Raw genomic sequence first — 20,871 nt, 5'->3', positions numbered from 1 at the left:
GTTGCCGCGCTGGCCGCCTTCGGCAGCGCGCGTGCGCGGCTGGCCGCCCTGGGCTTGCCGCGGCGCAGCCTGCGCTTCGCGCGCCGGGCGCTGGCGCTGGGCGCCCTCGCCTTCGTTGCCGGCCGGACGCGCCTGGGCGCGTCCGCGGCCCTGGCCTTGTCCTTGCCCCTGGCCACCACCGCCACGCTGTTGGCGGCCCTTCTGGATCGGCTCGGGCGCGATGCTCGGGTCGACCTCGAAGCCCGGCAGCACAGTCTGCTCGAGCTTGCGCTTGATCAGGCGTTCGATATCGCGCAGCAGCGCAATCTCGTCCACGCAGACCAGCGAGATTGCTTCGCCCTCGGCGCCGGCGCGGCCGGTGCGGCCGATGCGGTGCACATAGTCCTCGGGCACGTTGGGCAGGTCGAAGTTGACCACGTGCGGCAGCTGGTCGATGTCGATGCCGCGCGCGGCGATATCGGTTGCCACCAGCAGCCGCAGCGTGCCGGACTTGAATTCCGACAGCGCGCGCGTGCGCGCCGACTGGCTCTTGTTGCCATGGATCGCCAGTGCCGACAGGCCGTCCTTGGTCAGTTGCTCGGCCAGGCGGTTGGCGCCGTGCTTGGTGCGCGTGAACACCAGCACCTGGTGCCAGTCATGCTGGCGCACCAGGTGGGCCAGCAGTTCGCGCTTGCGCTCGCGGTCCACCGGATAGACGCGCTGGTCCACGGTCTCGGCCGTGGTATTGCGCCGCGCCACCTCGATCGAGGCCGGGTTGTTCAGCAGGCGGTCGGCCAGCGCGCGGATATCGTCCGAGAACGTTGCCGAGAACAGCAGGTTCTGGCGCTTGGCCGGCAGCACGTTGAGGATCTTGCGGATATCGTGGATGAAGCCCATGTCGAGCATGCGGTCGGCTTCGTCCAGCACCAGCAGTTCCACCTGCGACAGGTCGATGGTGCGCTGGGACACGTGGTCCAGCAGACGGCCGGGCGTGGCCACCACGATCTCGACGCCGCGCTTGAGCTGTTCGATCTGCGGATTGATGCCGACGCCGCCGAACATCACCATCGAGCGCAGGCGCAGGTACTTGCCGTAGTTGCGCACGCTCTCCTCGACCTGGGCGGCCAGTTCGCGCGTGGGCGTCAGCACCAGTGCGCGCACCGGCAGGCGGGCCGGACGCTGCGCGCCATTGGCGCCGCGCGCCGCGGAATCGGACAGCAGCTGCAGCATCGGCAGCGTAAAGCCGGCGGTCTTGCCGGTGCCGGTCTGCGCGCCGGCGAGCAGGTCACCGCCCTTGAGGATGGCGGGGATCGCCTGGGCCTGGATGGGAGTCGGCGTGGTGTAGCCCTGTTCGGCCACGGCACGCACAATCTTGTCGGACAAGCCGAGTTCAGAAAAAGACATGAATTGCTGCTTGGGCCATCGCTGCGCACGCGGTGCGCCAAACGCCGGATGGCTCCTGGTAATCGGATCGGAATCGGAACGCGAACGCCGGGAAGCCGGCATGGCAGGGCACCGGCCCGCCCGCGAAGGAAAGAGCGGTAGTGTACCAGTCCGGGACCAGCGGGTTCTGCACCGCGCGCGGCCCCGCATGCGCGCCGGCGCACATCGGATCTGCGCGGGTGGCGCTGCGCTATCATGACAGCCTCTGCCCGCCCCCTCTCCGGCTCCGCACCCGCGCCACATGTGCCCCGGAAAGCCGCCATGCGCTTGCGTTTCCTCGAAGACCAGGAAGTCACCCTGTTCGCGGCCATCCCGGTCGGGATCGTCGCGGCCATTGCCACCACGCTGTTCAAGGAGGCGCTGGATGGCGCGGGCGTGGTCCTGTTTTCCAGCCATGCCGACGTGGTCGCCGTATTCGCCACGCTGGCGCTGGCGTGGCGCGTGGTGGTGCCGGCCGTGGGCGGCGCGCTGGCGGGCGGCCTGCTGGTGCTGGCCAATCGCCTGGCCGGCAGCCACGGCGGCGCCACCGACTACATGGAAGCGGTGGCCAACGGCAGCGGCCGCCTGCCGGTGCGGATCACCTTGCTGCGCGCGCTCTCGTCGTTTTTCTCGATCGTCAGCGGCAGCTCGGTCGGCAAGGAAGGCGCGATGATCCAACTGGCGGCGCTGTGCGGCTCGCTGTTCCCGTCGACCCGGCTGGAACGCGGCGGCGGCTCGAACATGCGTCGCATGCTGACCGCCTGCGGGGCCGCGGCGGGCCTTGCCACCGTTTATCACACCCCCTTCTCCGCTGCCGTCTTCGTTGCCGAAGTGGTGTTCGGGGCGCTCGCGGTGCAGCGCCTGATGCCGCTCTTCCTGGCTTCGGTGGCCGGTGCCATGGTCAGCCAGTGGCACGGCGGCCTGCAGCCGCTCTACCCGGGCCTGGATATCGCCCCCGACCTGCGCCCGCACATCCTGCTGGCCGCGGCCGCGCTGGGCGTGGCCGCCGGCATTGCAGGAGCGCTGTTCATGCGTGCGGCGGGCTTTGCGCGCAGCCGCTTTGCAGCGATGCCTGGCGGCCCGGTGGCCCGGCTGACGCTGGGCGGGGCGCTGGTCGGCGTGCTCGCGATGGCGGTGCCCGAGGTGGTTGGCAACGGCTATTCCACCATCCAGACCATCCTGCAGGAGCAGCCGCTGAGCGTGCCGGTGGCCGGCGTGCTGCTGGCCAAGCTGGTGGCTACGGTGATCAGCATGGGCTCGGGGGCGGTCGGCGGCGTGTTCACGCCTTCGCTGTTCGTGGGGGCGGCGCTCGGGCAGTTGCTGGCCATCGGCATGCAGGACACGGCGGCCGCTGCGGCGCCGCTGCTGCCGCTGGTGGGCATGAGCGCGTTCCTGGCGGCCACCAGCCAGGCGCCGCTGATGTCGGTGCTGATGGTGTTCGAGATGACGCTGGCGCCCGCGCTGCTGCTGCCGTCGATGATCGGCGCAGTGGCGGCGTACTACACCGCGTCACGCTGCCAGACGCTGTCTCTGTACAGCGTGATCGCCGAGCGCGCGCAGGCCTCGGCCGCGGCCGAACACGCCCGCACGCTGACGCTGGCGGGCCTGTGCGACCCGACCGATACCGTGCTCGACCCGAACGCCACCCTGGCGGCCGCGGCCGACAAGTTTGCCGAGACCGGGACGCGCTACCTCTATCTGGTCGAAACGGATGGCCGCCTGCTGGGCGCGCTGTCGATCCATGCGCTGCAGCGCGCCCAGCGCGAGGGCGCCGCGGACGACGTGCTGGCGCTGGCCGAACGCGACTTCCCCGCACTGACCCCGGATTCGGGCCTGCGCGACGCCCTGGCGGTGTTTGCCGAGCACGGCATCAACCGCATCCCGCTGGTGCGCGACAGCGCCGGCCGCGAACTGATGGGCACGGTGTCCAAGCAGCGTGTGCTGCAAGAGGCATCCTGCCTGTTCTGAGCCCCGCCGCATCGCCGACCCTGTCAGGCCGCCAGCGGGGTAAAATGCCGGGTTGCGCCCGCCTTTGGGCCATTCCCGCCAACGCGTCGACCCATTAGTCGGAGTTCTCCCCCATGCCAGCAGGTCGTGATGCGCGCCGCGAGGCGCCGGAGTCTGTCCAACCCGGGCGCGCCCGCAGGCTGTTGCCAGCGCTGGCCTGCGCCGCCGCCCTGCTGCTCGGTGCGGCAAGCGCGATGGCCCAGCCGGTGCGGGCGATCCCGGACGATGCGCAGGCGGCCAGGCTCGTTATCGCCACGCCGTCTGCCGGTGCCCCGCAGACGGCCACGCTCGACGGCAAGACCGTCGGCGTGGCGCCGGGCCTGCGCCTGTTCGGCACCGACAACCAGTTGCTGGCCAGTGCCGCGGTGGCGGGCCAGAAGCTGCCGGTGCGGTACAAGCTGGACCTGTACGGCCAGTTGCTGACCGCCTGGGTGCTGAGCGAGCCGGAACAGAAGGCGCTGAAGAAGAAATCGTAGTCCCCCGGAAGTGCGACCGGCGTACCCCACGCGCCGGCCGTGTTGTTGCAACACCCTGATGCCCCCAGGTCAACCACTGAGATCGGCATATGAAGAAAGTTTTCGTCAAGACGTACGGCTGCCAGATGAACGAGTACGACTCGGACAAGATGGTCGACGTCCTCAACGCCAGCCAGGGGCTGGAACCCACCGACAACGTCGAAGACGCCGACGTGATCCTGTTCAACACCTGTTCGGTGCGCGAGAAGGCGCAGGAGAAGGTGTTCTCGGAACTCGGCCGGATGAAGGCGCTGAAGGCGGTCAAGCCTGACCTGGTGATCGGCGTGGGCGGCTGCGTGGCCAGCCAGGAAGGCGCCAGCATCGTCTCGCGCGCGCCCTATGTCGACGTGGTGTTCGGCCCGCAGACGCTGCACCGCCTGCCCGACCTGATCGCGCGGCGCCAGCGCACCGGCCAGTCGCAGGTGGATATCTCCTTCCCCGAGATCGAGAAGTTCGACCACCTGCCGCCGGCACGCGTCGAAGGCCCGAGCGCCTTTGTCTCGATCATGGAAGGCTGCTCCAAGTACTGCAGCTACTGCGTGGTGCCCTACACCCGCGGCGAGGAAGTGTCGCGCCCGTTCGAGGACGTGCTGGCCGAAGTCGCCGGCCTGGCCGAACAGGGCGTGCGCGAAGTCACGCTGCTGGGCCAGAACGTCAACGCCTACCGCGGCAAGATGGGCGACACCACCGAGATCGCCGACTTTGCGCTGCTGATCGAGTACGTGGCCGAGATTCCCGGCATCGAGCGCATCCGCTACACCACCAGCCACCCGAAGGAATTCACCTCGCGCCTGGTCGAGCTGTATGGCCGCTGCGACAAGCTGGTCAACCACCTGCACCTGCCGGTGCAGCATGCGTCCGACCGCATCCTGATGGCGATGAAGCGCGGCTACAGCGTGCTGGAGTACAAGAGCATCATCCGCAAGCTGCGCGTGCTGCGCCCGGATATGTCGATGTCTTCGGACTTTATCGTCGGCTTCCCCGGCGAGACCGATGCCGACTTCGAGAAGCTGATGGCGATGATCGAAGAGATCGGCTACGACACCTCGTTCTCGTTCATCTTCAGCCCCCGCCCGGGCACGCCCGCTGCCAACCTGCACGACGACACCCCGCACGAGGTCAAGCTGCGCCGGCTGCAGCGGCTGCAGGCCACCATCGAGGAAAACGTGCAGCGCATCAGCCAGAACATGGTCGGCACGGTGCAGCGCATCCTGGTGGAAGGCCCCGCGCGCAAGGATCCGACCGAGCTGCACGGGCGCACCGAGAACAACCGCGTGGTCAACTTTGCGCTGCCGGGCGTGCCGCAGGCAGGCCGCGACCGGCTGGTCGGCCAGCTGGTCGATGTCAGCATCACGCAGGCCTTCCCGCACTCGCTGCGCGGCGAGATCGTGGTTCGGCAGTAACCAGGCACCATCCAGCGAGGCCATCGCCAACCGATGAAAATCCCTTCCGCAGAATTCGTCGCCCCCAAGGACGACAACACCCGGCTGCAGAACCTGTGCGGGCCGCTCGACGAGAACCTGCGCCAGATCGAGCAGGCGCTGGACGTGAACATCCAGCGCCGTGGCCACCGCATGACGGTGCGCGGCGGCAACGCGCAGGATGCGGCAACGGCGCTGGAGCGCTTCTACAACCAGGCGCGCACGCCGCTGTCGATCGACGACGTGCAACTGGGCCTGGTGGAAACACGCCAGCTGTCCGCGCATGGCAGCTACCTGCCCGGCAACGGCGACAATGTCGAAGAGCGCGAGATCGGCGACGAATCGCCGGTGCTGCACACGCGCCGCACCGGCCTGCAGGGCCGCACCGTGGCGCAGCGCGACTACCTGCGCAATATCCTGTCGCACGACCTGACCCTGGGTGTCGGCCCTGCCGGCACCGGCAAGACCTACCTGGCAGTGGCGTGCGCGGTCGACGCGCTGGAGCGCGACGCGGTCAAGCGCATCGTGCTGACCCGCCCGGCGGTGGAAGCCGGCGAGCGCCTGGGCTTCCTGCCCGGCGACCTGGCGCAGAAGGTCGACCCCTACCTGCGCCCGCTGTATGACGCGCTGTACGACCTGCTCGGCTTCGACCGCACGCAGAAGATGTTCGAGCGCCAGATGATCGAGATCGCGCCGCTGGCCTACATGCGCGGGCGCACGCTGAACCATGCCTTCATCATCCTGGACGAGGCGCAGAACACCACGCCCGAGCAGATGAAGATGTTCCTTACGCGCATCGGCTTCGGCTCCAAGGCGGTGATCACCGGCGACACCACCCAGATCGACCTGCCCAGGGGGCAGAAGAGCGGCCTGGTGGAGGCGCTGCACGTGCTGCGCGACGTGCGCGGCATTGCCTGCACCCGCTTTACCAGCATCGACGTGGTGCGCCATCCGCTGGTGGCCCGCATCGTCGATGCCTATGACGAATACCACGCCCAGCACAAGGACGCTTAATTGAAATCCCAGAAATCCAAGTCTTCCGCCGTGAGCCTGACCCTGTTCGACGGCGACGGCCGCGCGCGCAAGAGCGCCGCGCACGCGCTGCGCGTGCAGCTGCCCGACGGCCGCAGCCTGACGCTGGACCTGTCGCAGGCAGCCGACGGCGTGGTCGCGCTGCTGGCCGAGCACACCGACACCAACCAGCAGGCTGGCCTGCTGGTGCGCCCGGACAACCATGACTCGCTGTCGGTGGCCGTGACCGCCACGCCGGTGGTCACCACCACCGGCACGCCGGCCACTCCGCCCGGGCTGGAGCTCGAGATCCAGAACGGCGACGGCGTCGGCAAGCGCGCCGGCCTGCCGCCGCGCCGCAAGATCGAGACCTGGGTCAAGTCGGCGCTATATGCCGACGCCGCGCTGACCATCCGCTTCGTCGACGAGGAAGAAGGCCGCACGCTGAACCGCACCTATCGCGGCAAGGATTACGCCACCAATGTGCTGACCTTTGCCTATGCGGAGAACGAGGAAGACCCGGTCACGGGCGATATCGTGCTGTGCTGCCCGGTGGTGGAAACCGAGGCGCGCGAGCAGCGCAAGCCGCTGGAAGCGCACTATGCGCACCTGATCGTCCACGGCGTGCTGCACGCGCAAGGCTACGAGCACGAGGAAGACGTCGAAGCCGAGGAAATGGAAGCGATCGAGACCGAAACGCTGCTGGCGCTCGGTTACGCCGACCCCTACCACAGCGACCGCGCCGCGTGATCCCCGCGTAATCCCTTTCTCACGGGCGGCGCCGACCGGGCGCCGCATGCTGCACATATCGTCGCAGGACACCGCCCGCCGTCACGGGACGGCCAGGCTTTTAGTGTATCCTTCAGACGATCTCCACCACGCGCTCGCCGCGAAATGAACGACCCTTATCCCAGTTCGAAGCCCGCTTACCTGAAGCAGGCCGATCGTCCCAGATCGCTTCTCGAACGCCTGTCAGACCTGATTTCCCCCGAGCCGGACACCCGCGCGGAATTGCTCGAAGTGCTCCAGGAAGCGCATGAGCGCAACCTGATCGACGCCGACTCGCTGTCGATGATCGAGGGCGTGTTCCAGGTCTCCGAACTGACCGCGAGCGACATCATGGTGCCGCGCGCGCAGATGGATATGGTCAATATCGCGGATGCCCCGGAGGCGTTCATCCCCTTCATGCAGCAGACCGCGCACTCGCGCTTTCCGGTCTATGAAGGCAGCCGTGACAACATCATCGGCATCCTGCTGGCCAAGGACCTGCTGCGCTACTACACCGACCCCGCCTTCGACCTGCGCGAGACCCTGCGCCCGGCGGTGTTCATCCCCGAGTCCAAGCGCCTGAACATCCTGCTGCGCGACTTCCGCATCAACCGCAACCATATCGCCATGGTCGTCGACGAGTACGGCGGCGTGGCCGGCCTGGTGACGATCGAGGACGTGCTGGAGCAGATCGTCGGCGACATCGAGGATGAGTTCGACCTCGACGAAGACCAGGACAATATCCTGCCAATGCCCGACGGCAGCTGGCGCGTGCACGGCCTGACCGAGATCGCCCAGTTCAACGACGCCTTCGGCACCGCCTTCTCCGACCACGACGTCGATACCGTGGGCGGGCTGCTGTCCAACCACGTGGGCCACGTGCCCCACCGCGGCGAGGTCATCACCCTGCCGCCGATCCGCTTCGAGGTGCTGCGCGCCGACGCGCGCCAGGTGCACCTGCTGCAGGTGCACCGGGAATCCAACGGCGACAACGCGGGCGCGGCCGGCGCATGAAGCGTTCCGCCCCGATCCTCAACGGCGCCGCCGCTGCCGACGCCGCCCCGGCGGGTGTGCCTGGCACGCGCGCGCATTCGCGCACGGCGACCATGGCGCGGCTGCTGCTGGCCGGCGTGCTCGGCATCGCCCATACGCAAGCCTTCGCCCCCCATGACTGGTGGTGGCTGCAGATCCTGTCGCTGGCCGGCCTGGCCGCGCTGATGGCCGACGCGCCGCGCGCGCGCCTGGCCGCCGCCACTGGCTACGCCTTCGGGCTGGGCTGGTTCCTGTCCGGCATCTGGTGGCTCTATATCAGCATGCACGTCTACGGCGAGATGCCGGCGTGGATGGCCGCGCTCGCGGTGGTGCTGTTCTCTGGCTTCCTGTCGCTCTACCCGGCGCTGGCCGGCGCGCTGTGGCATCGGCTGACGGCGCGCCTGCCCGGGGCCACGCTGCTGGCGCCGCTGGCCTTCGGCGCTGCCTGGGGTCTCACCGAATGGCTGCGCGGCGTGGTGTTTACCGGCTTCCCGTGGCTGTCGGGCGGATATGCCCATGCCGATGGCCCGCTGGCCGGCTTCGCGCCGCTGCTTGGCGTATACGGCATCGGCGCCCTGGCAGCCGCGGTGGCGGCACTGCTGGCGGCTGCCGTACGCGGGCTGGGCCGCGGCGAGCGCGGCCGGGCGCTGGGCGCCTTGGCACTGGCACTGGCCCTGCCCGCCGCGGGCGCCGCGCTGGCGCCGCTGGCCTGGACCACGCCCGCCGGCAAGCCGCTGTCGGTGCGGCTGCTGCAAGGCAACGTGGCCCAGGACATCAAGTTCGAGCCCGCCGGCATCCAGCGCTCGATCGAGCTGTACCGCGACATGATCACCGCCGCGCCGGCCGACCTCGTGGTCACGCCGGAAACCGCGTTCCCGGTCATCCTGCAGGAGCTGCCGGTCGACGTGGCCGTGGCGGTGCGCGACTACGCGCTGGCCAGCGGCACCACGGTGCTGTTCGGCGCCGCCGGCGCCGACTCGCCGGTGGACTTCACCAACAGCGTCTTCGGCCTGGGCCCCGAGACCGAACGCCTGTACCGCTACAACAAGCACCACCTGGTGCCGTTCGGCGAATTCATCCCGCTGGGGTTCCGCTGGTTCGTCGACATGATGAAGATGCCGCTGGGCGACTTCCGCCGCGGCGGGCTCGACCAGGCCTCGCTGCCGGTGCGCGGCGTGCGCGTGGCGCCCAATATCTGCTACGAGGATCTGTTCGGCGAGGAGATCGCGCAGACGCTGCGCCAGCAGCCGGCGCCGGCCAATGTCCTGGCCAACCTGACCAACCTGGCGTGGTTCGGCGACACCATCGCGCTGGACCAGCACCTGCAGATCTCGCGCATGCGCGCACTGGAAACGCGCCGGCCGATGCTGCGCTCGACCAATACCGGCATGACTGCGGTGGTGCGTCCGGACGGCTCGGTGCAGCAACGCCTGCCGACCTTCACGGTCGGCACGCTGGCGGCCGAGGTGCAGGGCATGCAGGGCTTGACGCCCTATATCCGCTGGGGGAACGCGCCGGTGCTGGCGCTGTTTGCACTGGTGCTGGGGCTTGCTGCCTGGCGTATGCGCAAGCTGCGCGGTGCAGGCTGAAGGCACAGGCTGGCGCAGGCACCGGACGCGGCGGGATCGCCGCCGCCGTCCGGCGCTGGATTGCGGTGCCGGTGGTGGCGCCTCAGGTGAGCGCCAGCCGGTTCAGTTCAGCAGCCCGGTCGCCACGGACACGGTGGCCGCGGCGATCATGACCGCGATTGCGACCAGGTAAGGTTTGCGAGAAAGAAGTGCCATGATGCCAAGTCCCCATCAATAATCAGTTACCGACAAACGGCCACTGCGGTGCCAGCCAGCAGCCGCCGTGCCCGCCATGCCGGCACGGACTGTCAATCGCAACGCTCTGAAACGGGTTGCTTACTCATACTGTATACAAAAACGTTATCGGCCAGCAGCGGCCAAACCTGAAATCCGCCTCGGTATTTTCCCGATGCGTTGCGTAGGACCGACATTGGCGGGCATCCTCCACCATCGGTGCGTGACCTAGCCGGCCCCGCCAAACGGGGCGCCTCGCCAAAAAGCCGATAGAATTCAGGGTTTGGCAAAATCCGCATGCGCCGGCTCCGGCACGCGCCGCGCGGCCTGCATGCCGGGCGCCGCGACCGCGCCCGGGTGCCTCTACCTAGTCTTCATATGCTGACCTTCCAACAAATGATTCTGACCCTGCAGGCCTATTGGGACCGGCAGGGCTGCGCGCTGTTGCAACCCATCGATCTGGAGGTCGGCGCCGGCACATCCCACGTACACACCTTCCTGCGCGCGCTCGGCCCCGAGCCGTGGCGCGCCGCCTACGTGCAGCCGTCGCGCCGCCCCAAGGACGGCCGCTATGGCGAGAACCCCAACCGCCTGCAGCACTACTACCAGTACCAGGTGGTGCTCAAGCCCGCGCCGGAGAACATCCTGGAGCTGTACCTGGGCTCGCTCGAGGCGCTCGGCCTGGACCTGAAGCAGAACGACATCCGCTTCGTCGAGGACGACTGGGAGAACCCCACGCTGGGTGCCTGGGGCCTGGGCTGGGAAGTCTGGCTCAACGGCATGGAAGTGACGCAGTTCACCTACTTCCAGCAGGTGGGCGGGATCGACTGCAAGCCCATCACCGGCGAGATCACCTACGGCATCGAACGCCTGGCGATGTACCTGCAGAAGGTCGAGAACGTCTATGACCTGATCTGGACCGAGTGGGTCGAGAACGGCGAGACGCGCCGCCTGACCTATGGCGACGTGTACCACCAGAATGAAGTCGAACAGTCGACCTACAACTTCGAGCACAGCAACACCGAGATCCTGTTCCGCCATTTCGCCGAGCACGAAGGCGAGGCCAAGCGGCTGATGGGCAACGGCGAAGGCACCGAGGAAGGCCAGGCCGCCGGCACGCGCCTGGCGCTGCCCGCCTACGAGCAGGTGCTCAAGGCCGCCCACACCTTCAACCTGCTGGACGCGCGCGGCGCGATCTCGGTGACCGAGCGCGCGGCGTATATCGGCCGCATCCGCAACCTGTCGCGCCAGGTGGCGCAGGCCTACTACGACTCGCGCGAGGCCCTCGGCTTCCCGATGTGCGGCAACGGCGGAGCCCGGGCATGACGCAACTGGCGCGCAGCGCGTTGTGCTGCGCCACGGCGATCGCCGCGCTCGCCGCCGCCGGCAATGCCATCGGCGCGCGCGCGCAGGCGGCACCCAGCGCGCAGGTGCTGATGCTGCCGGCCGAACTGAGCAATGTGTGCGAGGCCGATCCGCAGGCGCTGCAGCTGGCCATGGCGCGCCAATGGCGCCCGTCGCTGAATGCGCTCGACCAGTGGACGCAGCTGGTGCGCTCGTTCTCGTGCGACCTGTCCGGCCAGCGCGACCTGGGCTGGCACCGCGTGCCGCTGCGCGCCTATGAAAGCGCGATCCGCTACCCGCTGACGTGGGTGGAGATGGAGACCCACAACGGCCGCACCCGCCGCACGGTCAAGACTTACTACTCGGCGGCGCAGCTGCCGCCGAAGATCGATTTCTGGGTGGGCGGGCGCATCGACGAGATCCGCTACGACAAGCGCCTGCGCCGCATCGACGCACGCTTCCCGGCTGCAGGCAGCCGCGGCGGCGGCAACGGCGCGGCCAGCGCCGCGGCGGCCGCGCAATGCGCCTACACCACGCTGCAATTCCGGCAACAGAACGGCCTGTGGCTGCTGTCCGGAGTGGAACCTAATCTTTCGCCACGCTGCTGATAAGCGGCGCGCGCTACAACCTGTTGGATACGATTCATGTCGCAACCCATGACCGACTCGCTGCTGATCGAACTGTTCACCGAAGAGCTGCCACCCAAGGCGCTGGCGCGCCTGGGCGACGCCTTCGCGCAGGGCCTGTTCGCCGGCCTGGGCGAGCGCGACCTGCTTGAGCCGGGCGCCACCGTGACGCCGTTCGCCACCCCGCGCCGCCTGGCCGCGCTGGTGTCGGGCGTGCGCCGCAGCGCGCCGGACCGCGAGCAGCGCGAGAAGGTCCTGCCGCTGTCGGTGGCGCTGGACGCCAACGGCGAGCCCACCGCGCCGCTGGCCAAGAAGCTGGCTGCGCTGGCCAAGTCGGTCGGCGTTGCCGAGATCGACTGGCAGTCGCTGGAGCGCGCCTCCGACGGCAAGGCCGAGGCCTTCTTCTACCGCTATACCGCACGCGGCGCCGAACTGGCTGCCGCGGTGCAGGCAGCGCTGGAAGACACCATTGCGAAGCTGCCGATCCCCAAGGTCATGAGCTACCAGCGCCCGGACGGCAGCACCGTGCATTTCGTGCGCCCGGCGCACAGCCTGATCGCACTGTTCGGCGCCGAGATCCTGCCGGTGACGCTGCTGGGGCTGCAGGCCAGCAACCTGACCCAGGGCCACCGCTTCCTGTCGCATGGCGTGATCGAGATCGCGCATGCCAATGACTATGCGCAGCGGCTGGAATCCGCCGGCCACGTGGTCGCCAGCTACGCCGAGCGCCGCGAGCGCATGCGCGCCGCGCTGCTCAAGGAAGCCGGCGCCGACCAGGTGATCATGCCCGAGCCGCTGCTCGATGAAGTCAATTCGCTGGTGGAATGGCCGGTGGTCTATGCCTGCCATTTCGAGGAAGCCTTCCTGGCAGTGCCGCAGGAATGCCTGATCCTGACCATGCAGACCAACCAGAAGTACTTTGCGCTGACCGATGCCGACGGCCACCTGCGCAACCGCTTCCTGATCGTGTCGAACCTGGCCACCGAGACGCCGCAGTCGATCATCACCGGCAACGAGCGCGTGGTGCGCCCGCGCCTGGCCGATGCCAAGTTCTTCTTCGACCAGGACCGCAAGAAGACGCTGGCGTCGCGCGTGCCGCAGCTGGCCAGCGTGGTCTACCACAACAAGATCGGCACCCAGCTGGACCGCGTGCAGCGCCTGCAGCAGATCGCCGGCCATATCGCCGATGCGCTCAACGCAGTCGGCGTGCCTACCGACAAGGCCGCCGCGATGCGCGGCGCCGAACTGGCCAAGGCCGACCTGCTGACCGACATGGTCGGCGAGTTCCCCGAGCTGCAGGGCACCATGGGCACGTACTATGCCCGCCACGACGACGAAGCCGAAGACGTGGCGCTGGCCTGCTCCGAACACTACCGACCGCGCTTTGCCGGCGATGCGCTGCCCGCAGGTGCGGTCAGCACCGCCGTGGCGCTGGCCGACAAGCTCGAGACCCTGGTCGGGATCTGGGGCATCGGCCTGCAGCCCACCGGCGAGAAGGATCCGTTCGCGCTGCGCCGCCATGCGCTGGGCATCCTGCGCATGCTGATCGAAAAGCCGCTGGCGCTGTCGCTGACGTCGATGCTGGCGCTGACGCAGCAGGCCTTTGCCGGCATCGCTGCAGTCAAGCCGGCACCCGAGGCGATCGCCGACTTCCTGTACGACCGCGTGCGCGGCTACCTGAAGGACAAGGGCTACACCACCAACGAAGTCGAGGCCGTGGTCAGCCTGCGCCCGGACCAGCTGCACGACATCCTGGGCCGCATGGAAGCCGTGCGCACCTTTGCCGCGCTGCCCGAGGCCGAGGCCCTGGCCGCCGCCAACAAGCGCATCACCAACATCCTGCGCAAGAACACCGAGCCGGTCGGCACGGTCGATCCGACGCTGTTCCGGGAAGAGGCCGAAGGCGCGCTGCACGCCGCCATCGAGCGCGTGCGCCCGGCCGTGGAAGCCGCCTTCGCCAGCGGCGATTTCACCGCCGCGCTGCGCGACCTGGCCCAGCTGCGCGATGCCGTCGACCGTTTCTTCAATGATGTGATGGTGATGGCCGAGGACGCGCAGCTGCGCGCCAACCGCCTGGCGCTGCTGGCTTCGCTGCACGCGATGGCCAACCGCGTGGCCGACATCTCCAAGCTGGCCGCCTGATCTCAGCCACCGGAGCCGCACATGCCGCAGACGCCGCCCAAGTTTGTCATCCTGGACCGCGACGGGGTGGTCAACCTCGACAGCGACCAGTTCATCAAGACGCCCGATGAATGGGTGCCGATAGACGGCAGCCTTGAGGCCATCGCCGCGCTGAACCAGGCCGGCTACCGCGTGGTCCTCGCCAGCAACCAGTCCGGCATCGGCCGCGGGCTGTTCGAGATGAGCGCGCTCAACGCCATGCACGAGAAGATGCACACGTTGCTCGCGCGCCTGGGCGGGCGCGTCGACGCGGTGTTCTTCTGCCCGCATACCGCCGCGGACGGCTGCGATTGCCGCAAGCCCAAGCCCGGCATGCTGGAGCAGATCAGCGAGCGCTTCGGCATCGAGCTCCGCGGCGTGCCCATCGTTGGCGATTCGTTGCGCGACCTGGAAGCCGGCGTGGCGGTCGGTTGCGCGCCGCACTTGGTACGCAGCGGCAAGGGCCAGAAGACCCTCGACCAGGGCGCCCTGCCGCCGGGCACGCAAGTGCACGACGACCTGCTCGCGTTTGCGCGCTGGCTGACCGGCAACGGCGGCGCACAGCGCCCGCCCACTCATAGCGCCGGCTGACCGCCCGCATCCATTCCCTATTCGCACCCCCGCGCGCCCCCCCGCATGACGTTTCTCCGTTCCCTGTTGTTTGCGCTGTACCTGCTGGTGCTGACGCCGCCGTACGCCTGCGCCTGCTTCCTGGTGTTCCCGTTCATGAATGCCGACCAGCGCTTCCGCTTCGTGCGCGGCTGGCCCCTGCTGGTGATCTGGGCCGCGCGCGGCATCTGCGGCATCCAATACCGCATCGAAGGCCATGAGCATATGGACGTGATGCTCGACAAGCCGGTGGTGCTGCTGTCCAAGCACCAGTCAGCCTGGGAAACCGTGGCCTACGTGGCGCTGATGCCCAAGCCGCTGTGCTTCGTGTTCAAGCGCGAGCTGCTGCTGGTGCCGTTCTTCGGCTGGGCGCTGGGCATGCTGAAGATGGTCCATATCAACCGCAAGGAAGGCACCCGCGCCTTCGCCTCGGCCGCGCGCCAGGGCCGCGAGCGGCTGGCCGAAGGCGCCTGGATCATCATGTTCCCGGAAGGCACGCGCACGCCTTCGGGCCTGGAGAAGGCACGCTACAAGAGCGGCGGCGCGCGCCTGGCGGTGGAAACCGGCGCCTGGGTGCTGCCGATGGCGGTCAACTCGGGCCGGGTGTGGCCGCGCAATTCGTTCCTGAAGCACCCGGGCATGGTGACGATCTCGGTCGGCCCGGCGATCGCCTCGGCCAACAAGACCGCGGACCAGCTCAACCAGGAGGTGGCGGAATGGATCGAGCGCGACATGCGCCGCATCGATCCGCAGAGCTACCGGAGCGCGGCCCCGGCCGGGCCCGCCGCATGAAGCTGCTGCGACCCGCCACCGACGCCGACGGCGCGCAGCTGGAGCTGCCGCTGGCGGAGTCCGCCCAGGCGCCGCAGCCTGCGGCCCCGCTTGCGCCGGAGCCCCCGCAGCAGCCCGCCTGGCCGGTGCCGCAACCCAACGCACGCCTGCTGCGTATCGGCGAACGGCCGCTGCACTACACGCTCAAGCGCTCGGCGCGCCGCACCATCGGCTTCACCATCGACGACCGCGGCCTGTCGATCACGGCGCCGCGCTGGGTCACGCTGGCGGACATCGAGTCGGCCATCCTGGAAAAACAGCGCTGGATCTTCAACAAGCTGGGCGAGTGGCGCCACCGCGAGTCGCGCCGCATCCTGCCCACGGTGCAATGGCGCGACGGCGCCAGCCTGCCCTTCCTGGGGCAGCCGCTGACGCTGTCGCTGGAGTCGCCGCTCGGCGCGCTGCTGTTCGATGCCGACCGCCGCGTGCTGCACCTGGCGCTGCCGGGCCATGCCGACGAGCAGCAGATCAAGGACCGCGTGCAGGGCTGGCTGCAGCAGCAGGCGCGCCGGCTGCTGGCCGAGCGCCTCGATATCTACGCCGACAAGCTGGGCGTGCGCCACACCGGCTTTGCGCTGACCTCGGCCGCCACGCGCTGGGGCAGCTGCACCGCCGACGGCAAGATCCGGCTGAACTGGCGCCTGATGCATTTCCCGCTGTCGATGATCGACTATGTCGCCGCGCACGAGCTGGCGCACCTGAAGGAAATGAACCACGGCCCGCGTTTCTGGCAGACCGTGGAATCGATCTTCCCCGAGTTCCGCGATGCGCGCGCGCAACTGCGGGCGCACCCGCCCGAGCTGTTGCCGACATTCTGAGCGAGCGGGAGCGGGCCGGTACGTTTCGGCCAAACGCACTAAAATGGCGCCTTCCTATACCTAAAACAGTTGAAGGCCCTCAAATGCGACTCCTCCACACCATGCTGCGCGTCGGCGACATGCAGCGCTCCATCGATTTCTACACCCGCGTGCTCGGCATGCAGCTGCTGCGCCAGAGCGACAACCCTGAGTACAAGTACCGCCTCGCCTTCGTCGGCTACGGCCCCGAGAGCGAGACCGCGGTGCTGGAGCTGACCTACAACTACGGCGTCGACCAGTATGACCTGGGCACGGCCTACGGCCATATCGCGCTGGAGACCGACGATGCCGCGGCCGCCTGCGAGCGCATCCGCGCCGCCGGCGGCAAGGTCACGCGCGAAGCCGGCCCGGTCAAGGGCGGCACCACCGTGATCGCCTTTGTCGAAGACCCGGACGGCTACAAGATCGAACTGATCGAGCGCCATTCCACCCGCGACGCCAGCCGTCCCTGACGGACGCTGACGATGAGCACGCAAGCCCTGACCCGGCAGCCGCTCGACGGCATCGCCGTGGGCCTGATGGTGGTGCTGTGCGCCGCCTGGGGCCTGCAGCAGGTGGTGATCAAGGTCACCGCGCCGCTGATGGGCGCGGTGCTGCAGGCCGGCGTGCGCTCGGCGGTGGCGGCGTTGCTGGTGTTCGGCTTTGCCGCCTGGCGCGGCACGCCGCTGTGGCGGCGCGACGGCACGCTGAACGCCGGCTTGCTGGCCGGGCTGCTGTTCGGCGCAGAGTTCTTCTGCATCTTCGTCGGGCTGGGACACACCACGGCCTCGCGCATGGCGGTGTTCCTGTACACCGCGCCGATCTTCACCGCGCTGGGCCTGCATTTCGTGGTGCCGGGCGAGCGCTTGCACACCGGGCAATGGCTGGGCGTGGCGCTCGCGTTCGCGGGCATGGCGCTGGCCTTTGCCGATGGCATTGCCGCGCCGTCGGCGCAGGGCAGCACGCTGCTGGGCGATGCGCTTGGCATCCTCGCCGGCGCACTGTGGGCTGCCACCACCGTGGTGGTGCGCGCCAGCCCGCTGGCCAGCGCCCCGGCCAGCAAGACCCTGCTGTACCAGCTGGCGGTGTCCGCGGTGATGCTGCTGGCGATGGCGGTGGCCGCCGGCCAGACCGCAACCGTGCAGATCGACGGGGTGGTGCTGGCGAGCCTGTTCTACCAGTCAGTGCTGATCGCGTTTGCCAGCTACCTGACCTGGTTCTGGCTGCTGCGGCGCTACCTGGCGTCGCGGCTGTCGGTATTTTCCTTCCTGACGCCGCTGTTCGGGGTCGCCTTCGGCGTGGTGCTGATGCACGACGCGGTGGGCCCGCGCTTTGCCATGGCGGCACTCCTGGTGCTGGCCGGCATCGTGCTGGTCAATCGCCGCGCCTGAGCGGCGCGGCAAGCGCAATACTGCGGCGGCCGGAGCCGCCGCTGCCTGACGCTCAGCGGCGTGCCTCGAACGAAAACATGCCGAGCGCGTCGCGCACTTCGTCCAGCGTCTGCTGGGTCAGCGCGCGTGCCTTCGCGGTGCCCTGGCGCAGGATGTCGAACACATAGTCCGGATCCTTGGCCAGTTCTTCGCGGCGCGCGCGGATCGGGGCCAGCATGTCCTGCAGGATGCCCTCGACGCGGCGCTTGAGCACCATGTCGCCCAGGCCGCCCTTCTGGTAGTGCTCCTTCAGCGCCTTGACTTCCTCGGTGTTGGGATCGAACGCATCCAGGTAGGTGAACACCACGTTGCCCTCGACCTGGCCCGGGTCCGACACGCGCAGGTGGTTGGGGTCGGTGTACATGCTGTGCACCGCAGCCTTGATCTGCTCGGGCGAAGCCCCCAGCGCGATCGCGTTGCCCAGCGACTTGCTCATCTTGGCCTTGCCGTCGACGCCAGGCAGGCGGCCGAACTCGGGGATCAGGGCCTTGCATTCGGGCAGAACTTCGCGGCCGACCTGGTGGTTGATGCGGCGCACGATCTCGTTGGTCTGCTCGATCAGCGGCGCCTGGTCTTCGCCCACCGGCACCACGTGGGCCTTGAAGGCAGTGATGTCCGCGGCCTGCGATGCCGGGTAGCACAGGAAGCCGGCCGGGATGTCGCGGCCAAAGCCACGCGCCTGGATCTCTTCCTTGATGGTCGGGTTGCGCTCGAGCCGCGCCACCGTGACGAAGTTCAGGTACATCAGCGTCAGCTCGGCCAGCGCCGGCAGGTGCGACTGCACGGTGATGGTGGTCTTGGCCGGGTCGATGCCCACGGCCAGGTAGTCCAGCGCCACTTCCAGCACGTTGCGGCGCACCTTGTCGGGATCGTGCGCGTTGTCGGTCATGGCCTGGGTGTCGGCCAGCAGCACGTATTGCTCATGCGTGTCCTGCAGCGTCACGCGGCTCTTCAGCGAGCCGACATAGTGGCCAAGGTGCAGCGGGCCGGTGGGACGGTCGCCGGTCAGGATCACGGGACGCCGGTTGGTTTGGGTCTGGGCTGTCATGGGACGGTCTTGCACGAAATAGTCGCGGGAAACTCGGGATTCGGGAATCGGGATGTGCGGGCCTCAGGCGGCCTGTCCGGCCTGGCCGGATGGCGTACCACCGAGGCGCCGGGCCAGTTCGACATATTCGCCGACGGGCACTTCCTCGGCGCGGCGGCCGAGGTCGAAGCCCATCGCATCGAAGTCGACCTGGTCGCGCAGGAACGAGAGCGTGTTGCGCAGCACCTTGCGCCGCTGCGAGAACGCTGCAGTGACCACGTCGCCCAGCACGGTGATGTCGCAATCGGCATGCGGCGAACGCAGCCGGCCGTCGCTGTGGCGCGGCCACGGGATCATGCGGACCACGGCGGAATCGACCTTGGGCGGCGGATTGAAGGCGCCCGGCGGTACGTCCAGCACGTGTTCCATGTAGTAGCGCACCTGCAGCATGATCGAGAGCCGGCCGAAGGCCTTGCTGCCGGGTTCGGCCACCATGCGCTCCACCACCTCTTTCTGCAGCATGAAGTGCTGGTCGCGCACCTGGTCGGCGAAATCCATCAGGTGGAACAGCAGCGGGCTGGAGATGTTGTACGGCAGGTTGCCGACGATGCGCAGCGGGCGGCCGGGCACGGCGAGCTTGTCGAAATCGAACGCCAGCGCATCGCCGGCGTGGACCTGCAGGCGCTCGCCATAGCGGCGGCGCAGGCGCTCGACCAGATCGCGGTCCAGCTCAACCACCTGCATCTGCGGGATCCGTTCGAGCAGCGGGTCGGTCAGCGCGCCCAGACCGGGACCGATCTCGACCAGCACGTCGTCGGCCTGCGGGCTGATGGCATTGACGATGCCGTGGATGATGGTGTCGTCGACCAGGAAGTTCTGCCCGAATCGTTTGCGGGCCACATGGCCCTGGTGCACGTTTGAACGCATGGGTTATTCGTCCAGCTTCAGCATGGCGGCTGCAGGCCGGAATGGGTGTGGCCAGGATGGCTGCCCGTGGCACCGTTGCTGCCAGGGCGCCGGCCATTGGCGTGGCCGGCCATGGTGACCGCACTGCGGATGGCCTCGATCATGCTGCCGTGTTCGGCCTGGCCGGTGCCGGCAAGGTCGAGCGCGGTGCCATGGTCCACCGAGGTGCGGATAAAGGGCAGCCCCAGCGTGATATTCACGCCGTGGCCGAAGGTGCCGTATTTCAATGGCGCCAGCCCCTGGTCATGGTACATCGCCAGCACGCAGTCGGCATCGCGCAGGTGGCGCGGCTGGAACAGCGTGTCGGCCGGAAAGGGCCCGCGCGCGTCGATGCCGGCATCTTTTGCCTGCGCCAGCGCGGGCGTGATGATGTCGATCTCTTCGCGGCCCATATGGCCGCTTTCGCCGGCGTGCGGGTTCAGGCCCGTGACCAGGATGCGCGGCCGCGAGATGCCGAAGTAGTGGCGCAGGTCGGCATCGATGATCGACAGCGTCTGCACCAGCAGCGGCACCGACAGCGCATCGGGCACCGCGCGCAGCGGCAGGTGGGTGGTGGCCAGCGCCACGCGCAGCATGGCGCCGTCGTGCGCGGGCTGCGGGCCGGCCAGCATCATCACCACGCGCGGCACGCGGGCGCTCTCGGCCAGGTATTCGGTATGGCCGGTGAAGGGGACGCCGGCGTCGTTGATGGTGCTCTTCTGCACCGGCGCCGTGATCATTGCGGCATACCGGGGCGCGGCCTTGCCGCGCGCGCGGCAGCCGCGGATGGCGGCATCGAGCAGCTTCAGCACATAGGGGCCGTTGCGCGCGTCGAGCCGCCCGGCCTCGCACGCGACCGCCAGCGGGATATCCTCGACCACCACGTCGCCGTCGGCAATGCGCCGCTCCCAGGCGTGCGTGGCGCCCAGCGCCGCCGCGCGGTCGGCCAGCAGGCGGGCATCGCCCAGCACATGGAAGCGGTATTGCCCGCCGCCGACGCCATTGTTGGCGCCCGCCAGCTGCAGCAACGCCCCGATGGTGATATCGGGACCGATGCCGGCGGGTTCTCCGGTCGAGATGGCAAGGGCTAGCGGGTCGGGCATGTC

The 20,871-nt window shown here is 68.7% G+C and carries 19 protein-coding genes; 15 read left to right on the top strand and 4 right to left on the bottom strand.

The genetic code is table 11. The features are described from left to right. The coding region (locus tag AC3WLF_RS09005) for a DEAD/DEAH box helicase (RefSeq protein ID WP_492358094.1) at positions 1-1,383 on the bottom strand (1,383 nt) is incomplete at its 3' end. A gap of 300 nt (positions 1,384-1,683) precedes the next feature. Here AC3WLF_RS09005 and AC3WLF_RS09000 point away from each other — a divergent pair. The 15 genes from AC3WLF_RS09000 to AC3WLF_RS08930 all read left to right on the top strand — a co-directional run bounded on the left by AC3WLF_RS09000 (position 1,684) and on the right by AC3WLF_RS08930 (position 17,754). Then, a complete protein-coding gene (locus AC3WLF_RS09000) occupies positions 1,684-3,369 on the top strand; it encodes a ClcB-like voltage-gated chloride channel protein (RefSeq protein ID WP_492317657.1) in 1,686 nt (561 codons plus the stop codon). Positions 3,370-3,482: 113 nt separating this feature from the next. After that, positions 3,483-3,884, top strand: coding sequence for a hypothetical protein (locus AC3WLF_RS08995; protein WP_492317658.1), 402 nt, complete (start codon positions 3,483-3,485; stop codon positions 3,882-3,884). 89 nt (positions 3,885-3,973) lie between these two features. Further along, positions 3,974-5,326, top strand: a complete 1,353-nt coding sequence (gene miaB, locus AC3WLF_RS08990; RefSeq protein ID WP_010813861.1) for a tRNA (N6-isopentenyl adenosine(37)-C2)-methylthiotransferase MiaB — start codon at positions 3,974-3,976, stop codon at positions 5,324-5,326. A 33-nt stretch (positions 5,327-5,359) separates the two neighbouring features. After that, positions 5,360-6,358: a PhoH family protein gene (locus AC3WLF_RS08985; protein WP_010813862.1), complete on the top strand. Its 999-nt coding sequence runs from the start codon at positions 5,360-5,362 to the stop codon at positions 6,356-6,358. Then, positions 6,359-7,105 (top strand): rRNA maturation RNase YbeY, encoded by a 747-nt coding sequence (gene ybeY, locus AC3WLF_RS08980; RefSeq protein ID WP_492351639.1) that lies wholly within the window; start codon positions 6,359-6,361, stop codon positions 7,103-7,105. Between the two features lie 144 nt (positions 7,106-7,249). Next, positions 7,250-8,137, top strand: a complete 888-nt coding sequence (locus AC3WLF_RS08975) for a CorC family transporter (RefSeq protein ID WP_010813864.1) — start codon at positions 7,250-7,252, stop codon at positions 8,135-8,137. Further along, complete coding sequence (lnt, locus tag AC3WLF_RS08970; protein ID WP_492317661.1) at positions 8,134-9,744, top strand: apolipoprotein N-acyltransferase; 1,611 nt, start codon at positions 8,134-8,136, stop codon at positions 9,742-9,744. Before AC3WLF_RS08975 ends, lnt begins: the two co-directional genes overlap by 4 nt. Before the next feature lie 591 nt (positions 9,745-10,335). Then, positions 10,336-11,283, top strand: coding sequence for a glycine--tRNA ligase subunit alpha (glyQ, locus tag AC3WLF_RS08965; RefSeq protein ID WP_492317662.1), 948 nt, complete (start codon positions 10,336-10,338; stop codon positions 11,281-11,283). Further along, complete coding sequence (locus AC3WLF_RS08960) at positions 11,280-11,909, top strand: hypothetical protein (RefSeq protein ID WP_492358093.1); 630 nt, start codon at positions 11,280-11,282, stop codon at positions 11,907-11,909. The genes glyQ and AC3WLF_RS08960 overlap by 4 nt, the downstream gene beginning before the upstream one ends. 36 nt (positions 11,910-11,945) lie before the next feature. Continuing rightward, positions 11,946-14,069, top strand: a complete 2,124-nt coding sequence (glyS, locus tag AC3WLF_RS08955) for a glycine--tRNA ligase subunit beta (RefSeq protein WP_492317664.1) — start codon at positions 11,946-11,948, stop codon at positions 14,067-14,069. Positions 14,070-14,090: 21 nt separating this feature from the next. Next, the gene (gmhB, locus tag AC3WLF_RS08950) at positions 14,091-14,678 is read left to right on the top strand and encodes a D-glycero-beta-D-manno-heptose 1,7-bisphosphate 7-phosphatase (protein WP_010813869.1); all 588 of its coding nucleotides are present in this window, start codon (positions 14,091-14,093) and stop codon (positions 14,676-14,678) included. Positions 14,679-14,723: 45 nt separating this feature from the next. Further along, positions 14,724-15,488: a lysophospholipid acyltransferase family protein gene (locus AC3WLF_RS08945; RefSeq protein ID WP_492317665.1), complete on the top strand. Its 765-nt coding sequence runs from the start codon at positions 14,724-14,726 to the stop codon at positions 15,486-15,488. Continuing rightward, the gene (locus AC3WLF_RS08940; protein ID WP_492317666.1) at positions 15,485-16,345 is read left to right on the top strand and encodes a M48 family metallopeptidase; all 861 of its coding nucleotides are present in this window, start codon (positions 15,485-15,487) and stop codon (positions 16,343-16,345) included. Before AC3WLF_RS08945 ends, AC3WLF_RS08940 begins: the two co-directional genes overlap by 4 nt. Positions 16,346-16,428: 83 nt before the next feature. Beyond that, positions 16,429-16,836 carry a lactoylglutathione lyase gene (gloA, locus tag AC3WLF_RS08935; protein ID WP_492317667.1) on the top strand — a complete coding sequence of 136 codons (408 nt, stop codon included), beginning with the start codon at positions 16,429-16,431 and terminating at the stop codon, positions 16,834-16,836. 12 nt (positions 16,837-16,848) lie between these two features. Beyond that, a complete protein-coding gene (locus AC3WLF_RS08930) occupies positions 16,849-17,754 on the top strand; it encodes a DMT family transporter (protein ID WP_492317668.1) in 906 nt (301 codons plus the stop codon). Positions 17,755-17,806: 52 nt separating this feature from the next. On the opposite strand, the gene trpS is transcribed toward AC3WLF_RS08930, so the two are convergent. From trpS to pdxA, 3 genes are all read right to left on the bottom strand, one after another. After that, complete coding sequence (trpS, locus tag AC3WLF_RS08925) at positions 17,807-18,841, bottom strand: tryptophan--tRNA ligase (protein WP_492297307.1); 1,035 nt, start codon at positions 18,839-18,841, stop codon at positions 17,807-17,809. Between the two features lie 63 nt (positions 18,842-18,904). Beyond that, positions 18,905-19,747, bottom strand: coding sequence for a 16S rRNA (adenine(1518)-N(6)/adenine(1519)-N(6))-dimethyltransferase RsmA (gene rsmA, locus AC3WLF_RS08920; RefSeq protein WP_018312802.1), 843 nt, complete (start codon positions 19,745-19,747; stop codon positions 18,905-18,907). Positions 19,748-19,764: 17 nt separating this feature from the next. Beyond that, positions 19,765-20,868, bottom strand: a complete 1,104-nt coding sequence (gene pdxA, locus AC3WLF_RS08915; RefSeq protein ID WP_492358092.1) for a 4-hydroxythreonine-4-phosphate dehydrogenase PdxA — start codon at positions 20,866-20,868, stop codon at positions 19,765-19,767. Positions 20,869-20,871 lie beyond the last annotated feature (3 nt).

The sequence above is a fragment of the Cupriavidus sp. FW306-01-F10A genome (assembly GCF_058782785.1).
The sequence above is the reverse complement of the archived record's forward strand: the minus strand, read 5'-3'. Positions and strand labels throughout refer to the sequence as shown.

What these genes read in the sequence shown, in the direction of transcription:
- AC3WLF_RS09000 (WP_492317657.1), top strand. Translation starts at nt 1,684, where the DNA reads ATGCGCTTGCGTTTCCTCGAAGACCAGGAAGTCACCCTGTTCGCGGCC.
- AC3WLF_RS08995 (WP_492317658.1), top strand. Translation starts at nt 3,483, where the DNA reads ATGCCAGCAGGTCGTGATGCGCGCCGCGAGGCGCCGGAGTCTGTCCAA.
- miaB (WP_010813861.1), top strand. Translation starts at nt 3,974, where the DNA reads ATGAAGAAAGTTTTCGTCAAGACGTACGGCTGCCAGATGAACGAGTAC.
- AC3WLF_RS08985 (WP_010813862.1), top strand. Translation starts at nt 5,360, where the DNA reads ATGAAAATCCCTTCCGCAGAATTCGTCGCCCCCAAGGACGACAACACC.
- AC3WLF_RS08975 (WP_010813864.1), top strand. Translation starts at nt 7,250, where the DNA reads ATGAACGACCCTTATCCCAGTTCGAAGCCCGCTTACCTGAAGCAGGCC.
- lnt (WP_492317661.1), top strand. Translation starts at nt 8,134, where the DNA reads ATGAAGCGTTCCGCCCCGATCCTCAACGGCGCCGCCGCTGCCGACGCC.
- glyQ (WP_492317662.1), top strand. Translation starts at nt 10,336, where the DNA reads ATGCTGACCTTCCAACAAATGATTCTGACCCTGCAGGCCTATTGGGAC.
- AC3WLF_RS08960 (WP_492358093.1), top strand. Translation starts at nt 11,280, where the DNA reads ATGACGCAACTGGCGCGCAGCGCGTTGTGCTGCGCCACGGCGATCGCC.
- glyS (WP_492317664.1), top strand. Translation starts at nt 11,946, where the DNA reads ATGTCGCAACCCATGACCGACTCGCTGCTGATCGAACTGTTCACCGAA.
- gmhB (WP_010813869.1), top strand. Translation starts at nt 14,091, where the DNA reads ATGCCGCAGACGCCGCCCAAGTTTGTCATCCTGGACCGCGACGGGGTG.
- AC3WLF_RS08945 (WP_492317665.1), top strand. Translation starts at nt 14,724, where the DNA reads ATGACGTTTCTCCGTTCCCTGTTGTTTGCGCTGTACCTGCTGGTGCTG.
- AC3WLF_RS08940 (WP_492317666.1), top strand. Translation starts at nt 15,485, where the DNA reads ATGAAGCTGCTGCGACCCGCCACCGACGCCGACGGCGCGCAGCTGGAG.
- gloA (WP_492317667.1), top strand. Translation starts at nt 16,429, where the DNA reads ATGCGACTCCTCCACACCATGCTGCGCGTCGGCGACATGCAGCGCTCC.
- AC3WLF_RS08930 (WP_492317668.1), top strand. Translation starts at nt 16,849, where the DNA reads ATGAGCACGCAAGCCCTGACCCGGCAGCCGCTCGACGGCATCGCCGTG.
- trpS (WP_492297307.1), bottom strand. Translation starts at nt 18,841, where the DNA reads ATGACAGCCCAGACCCAAACCAACCGGCGTCCCGTGATCCTGACCGGC.
- rsmA (WP_018312802.1), bottom strand. Translation starts at nt 19,747, where the DNA reads ATGCGTTCAAACGTGCACCAGGGCCATGTGGCCCGCAAACGATTCGGG.
- pdxA (WP_492358092.1), bottom strand. Translation starts at nt 20,868, where the DNA reads ATGCCCGACCCGCTAGCCCTTGCCATCTCGACCGGAGAACCCGCCGGC.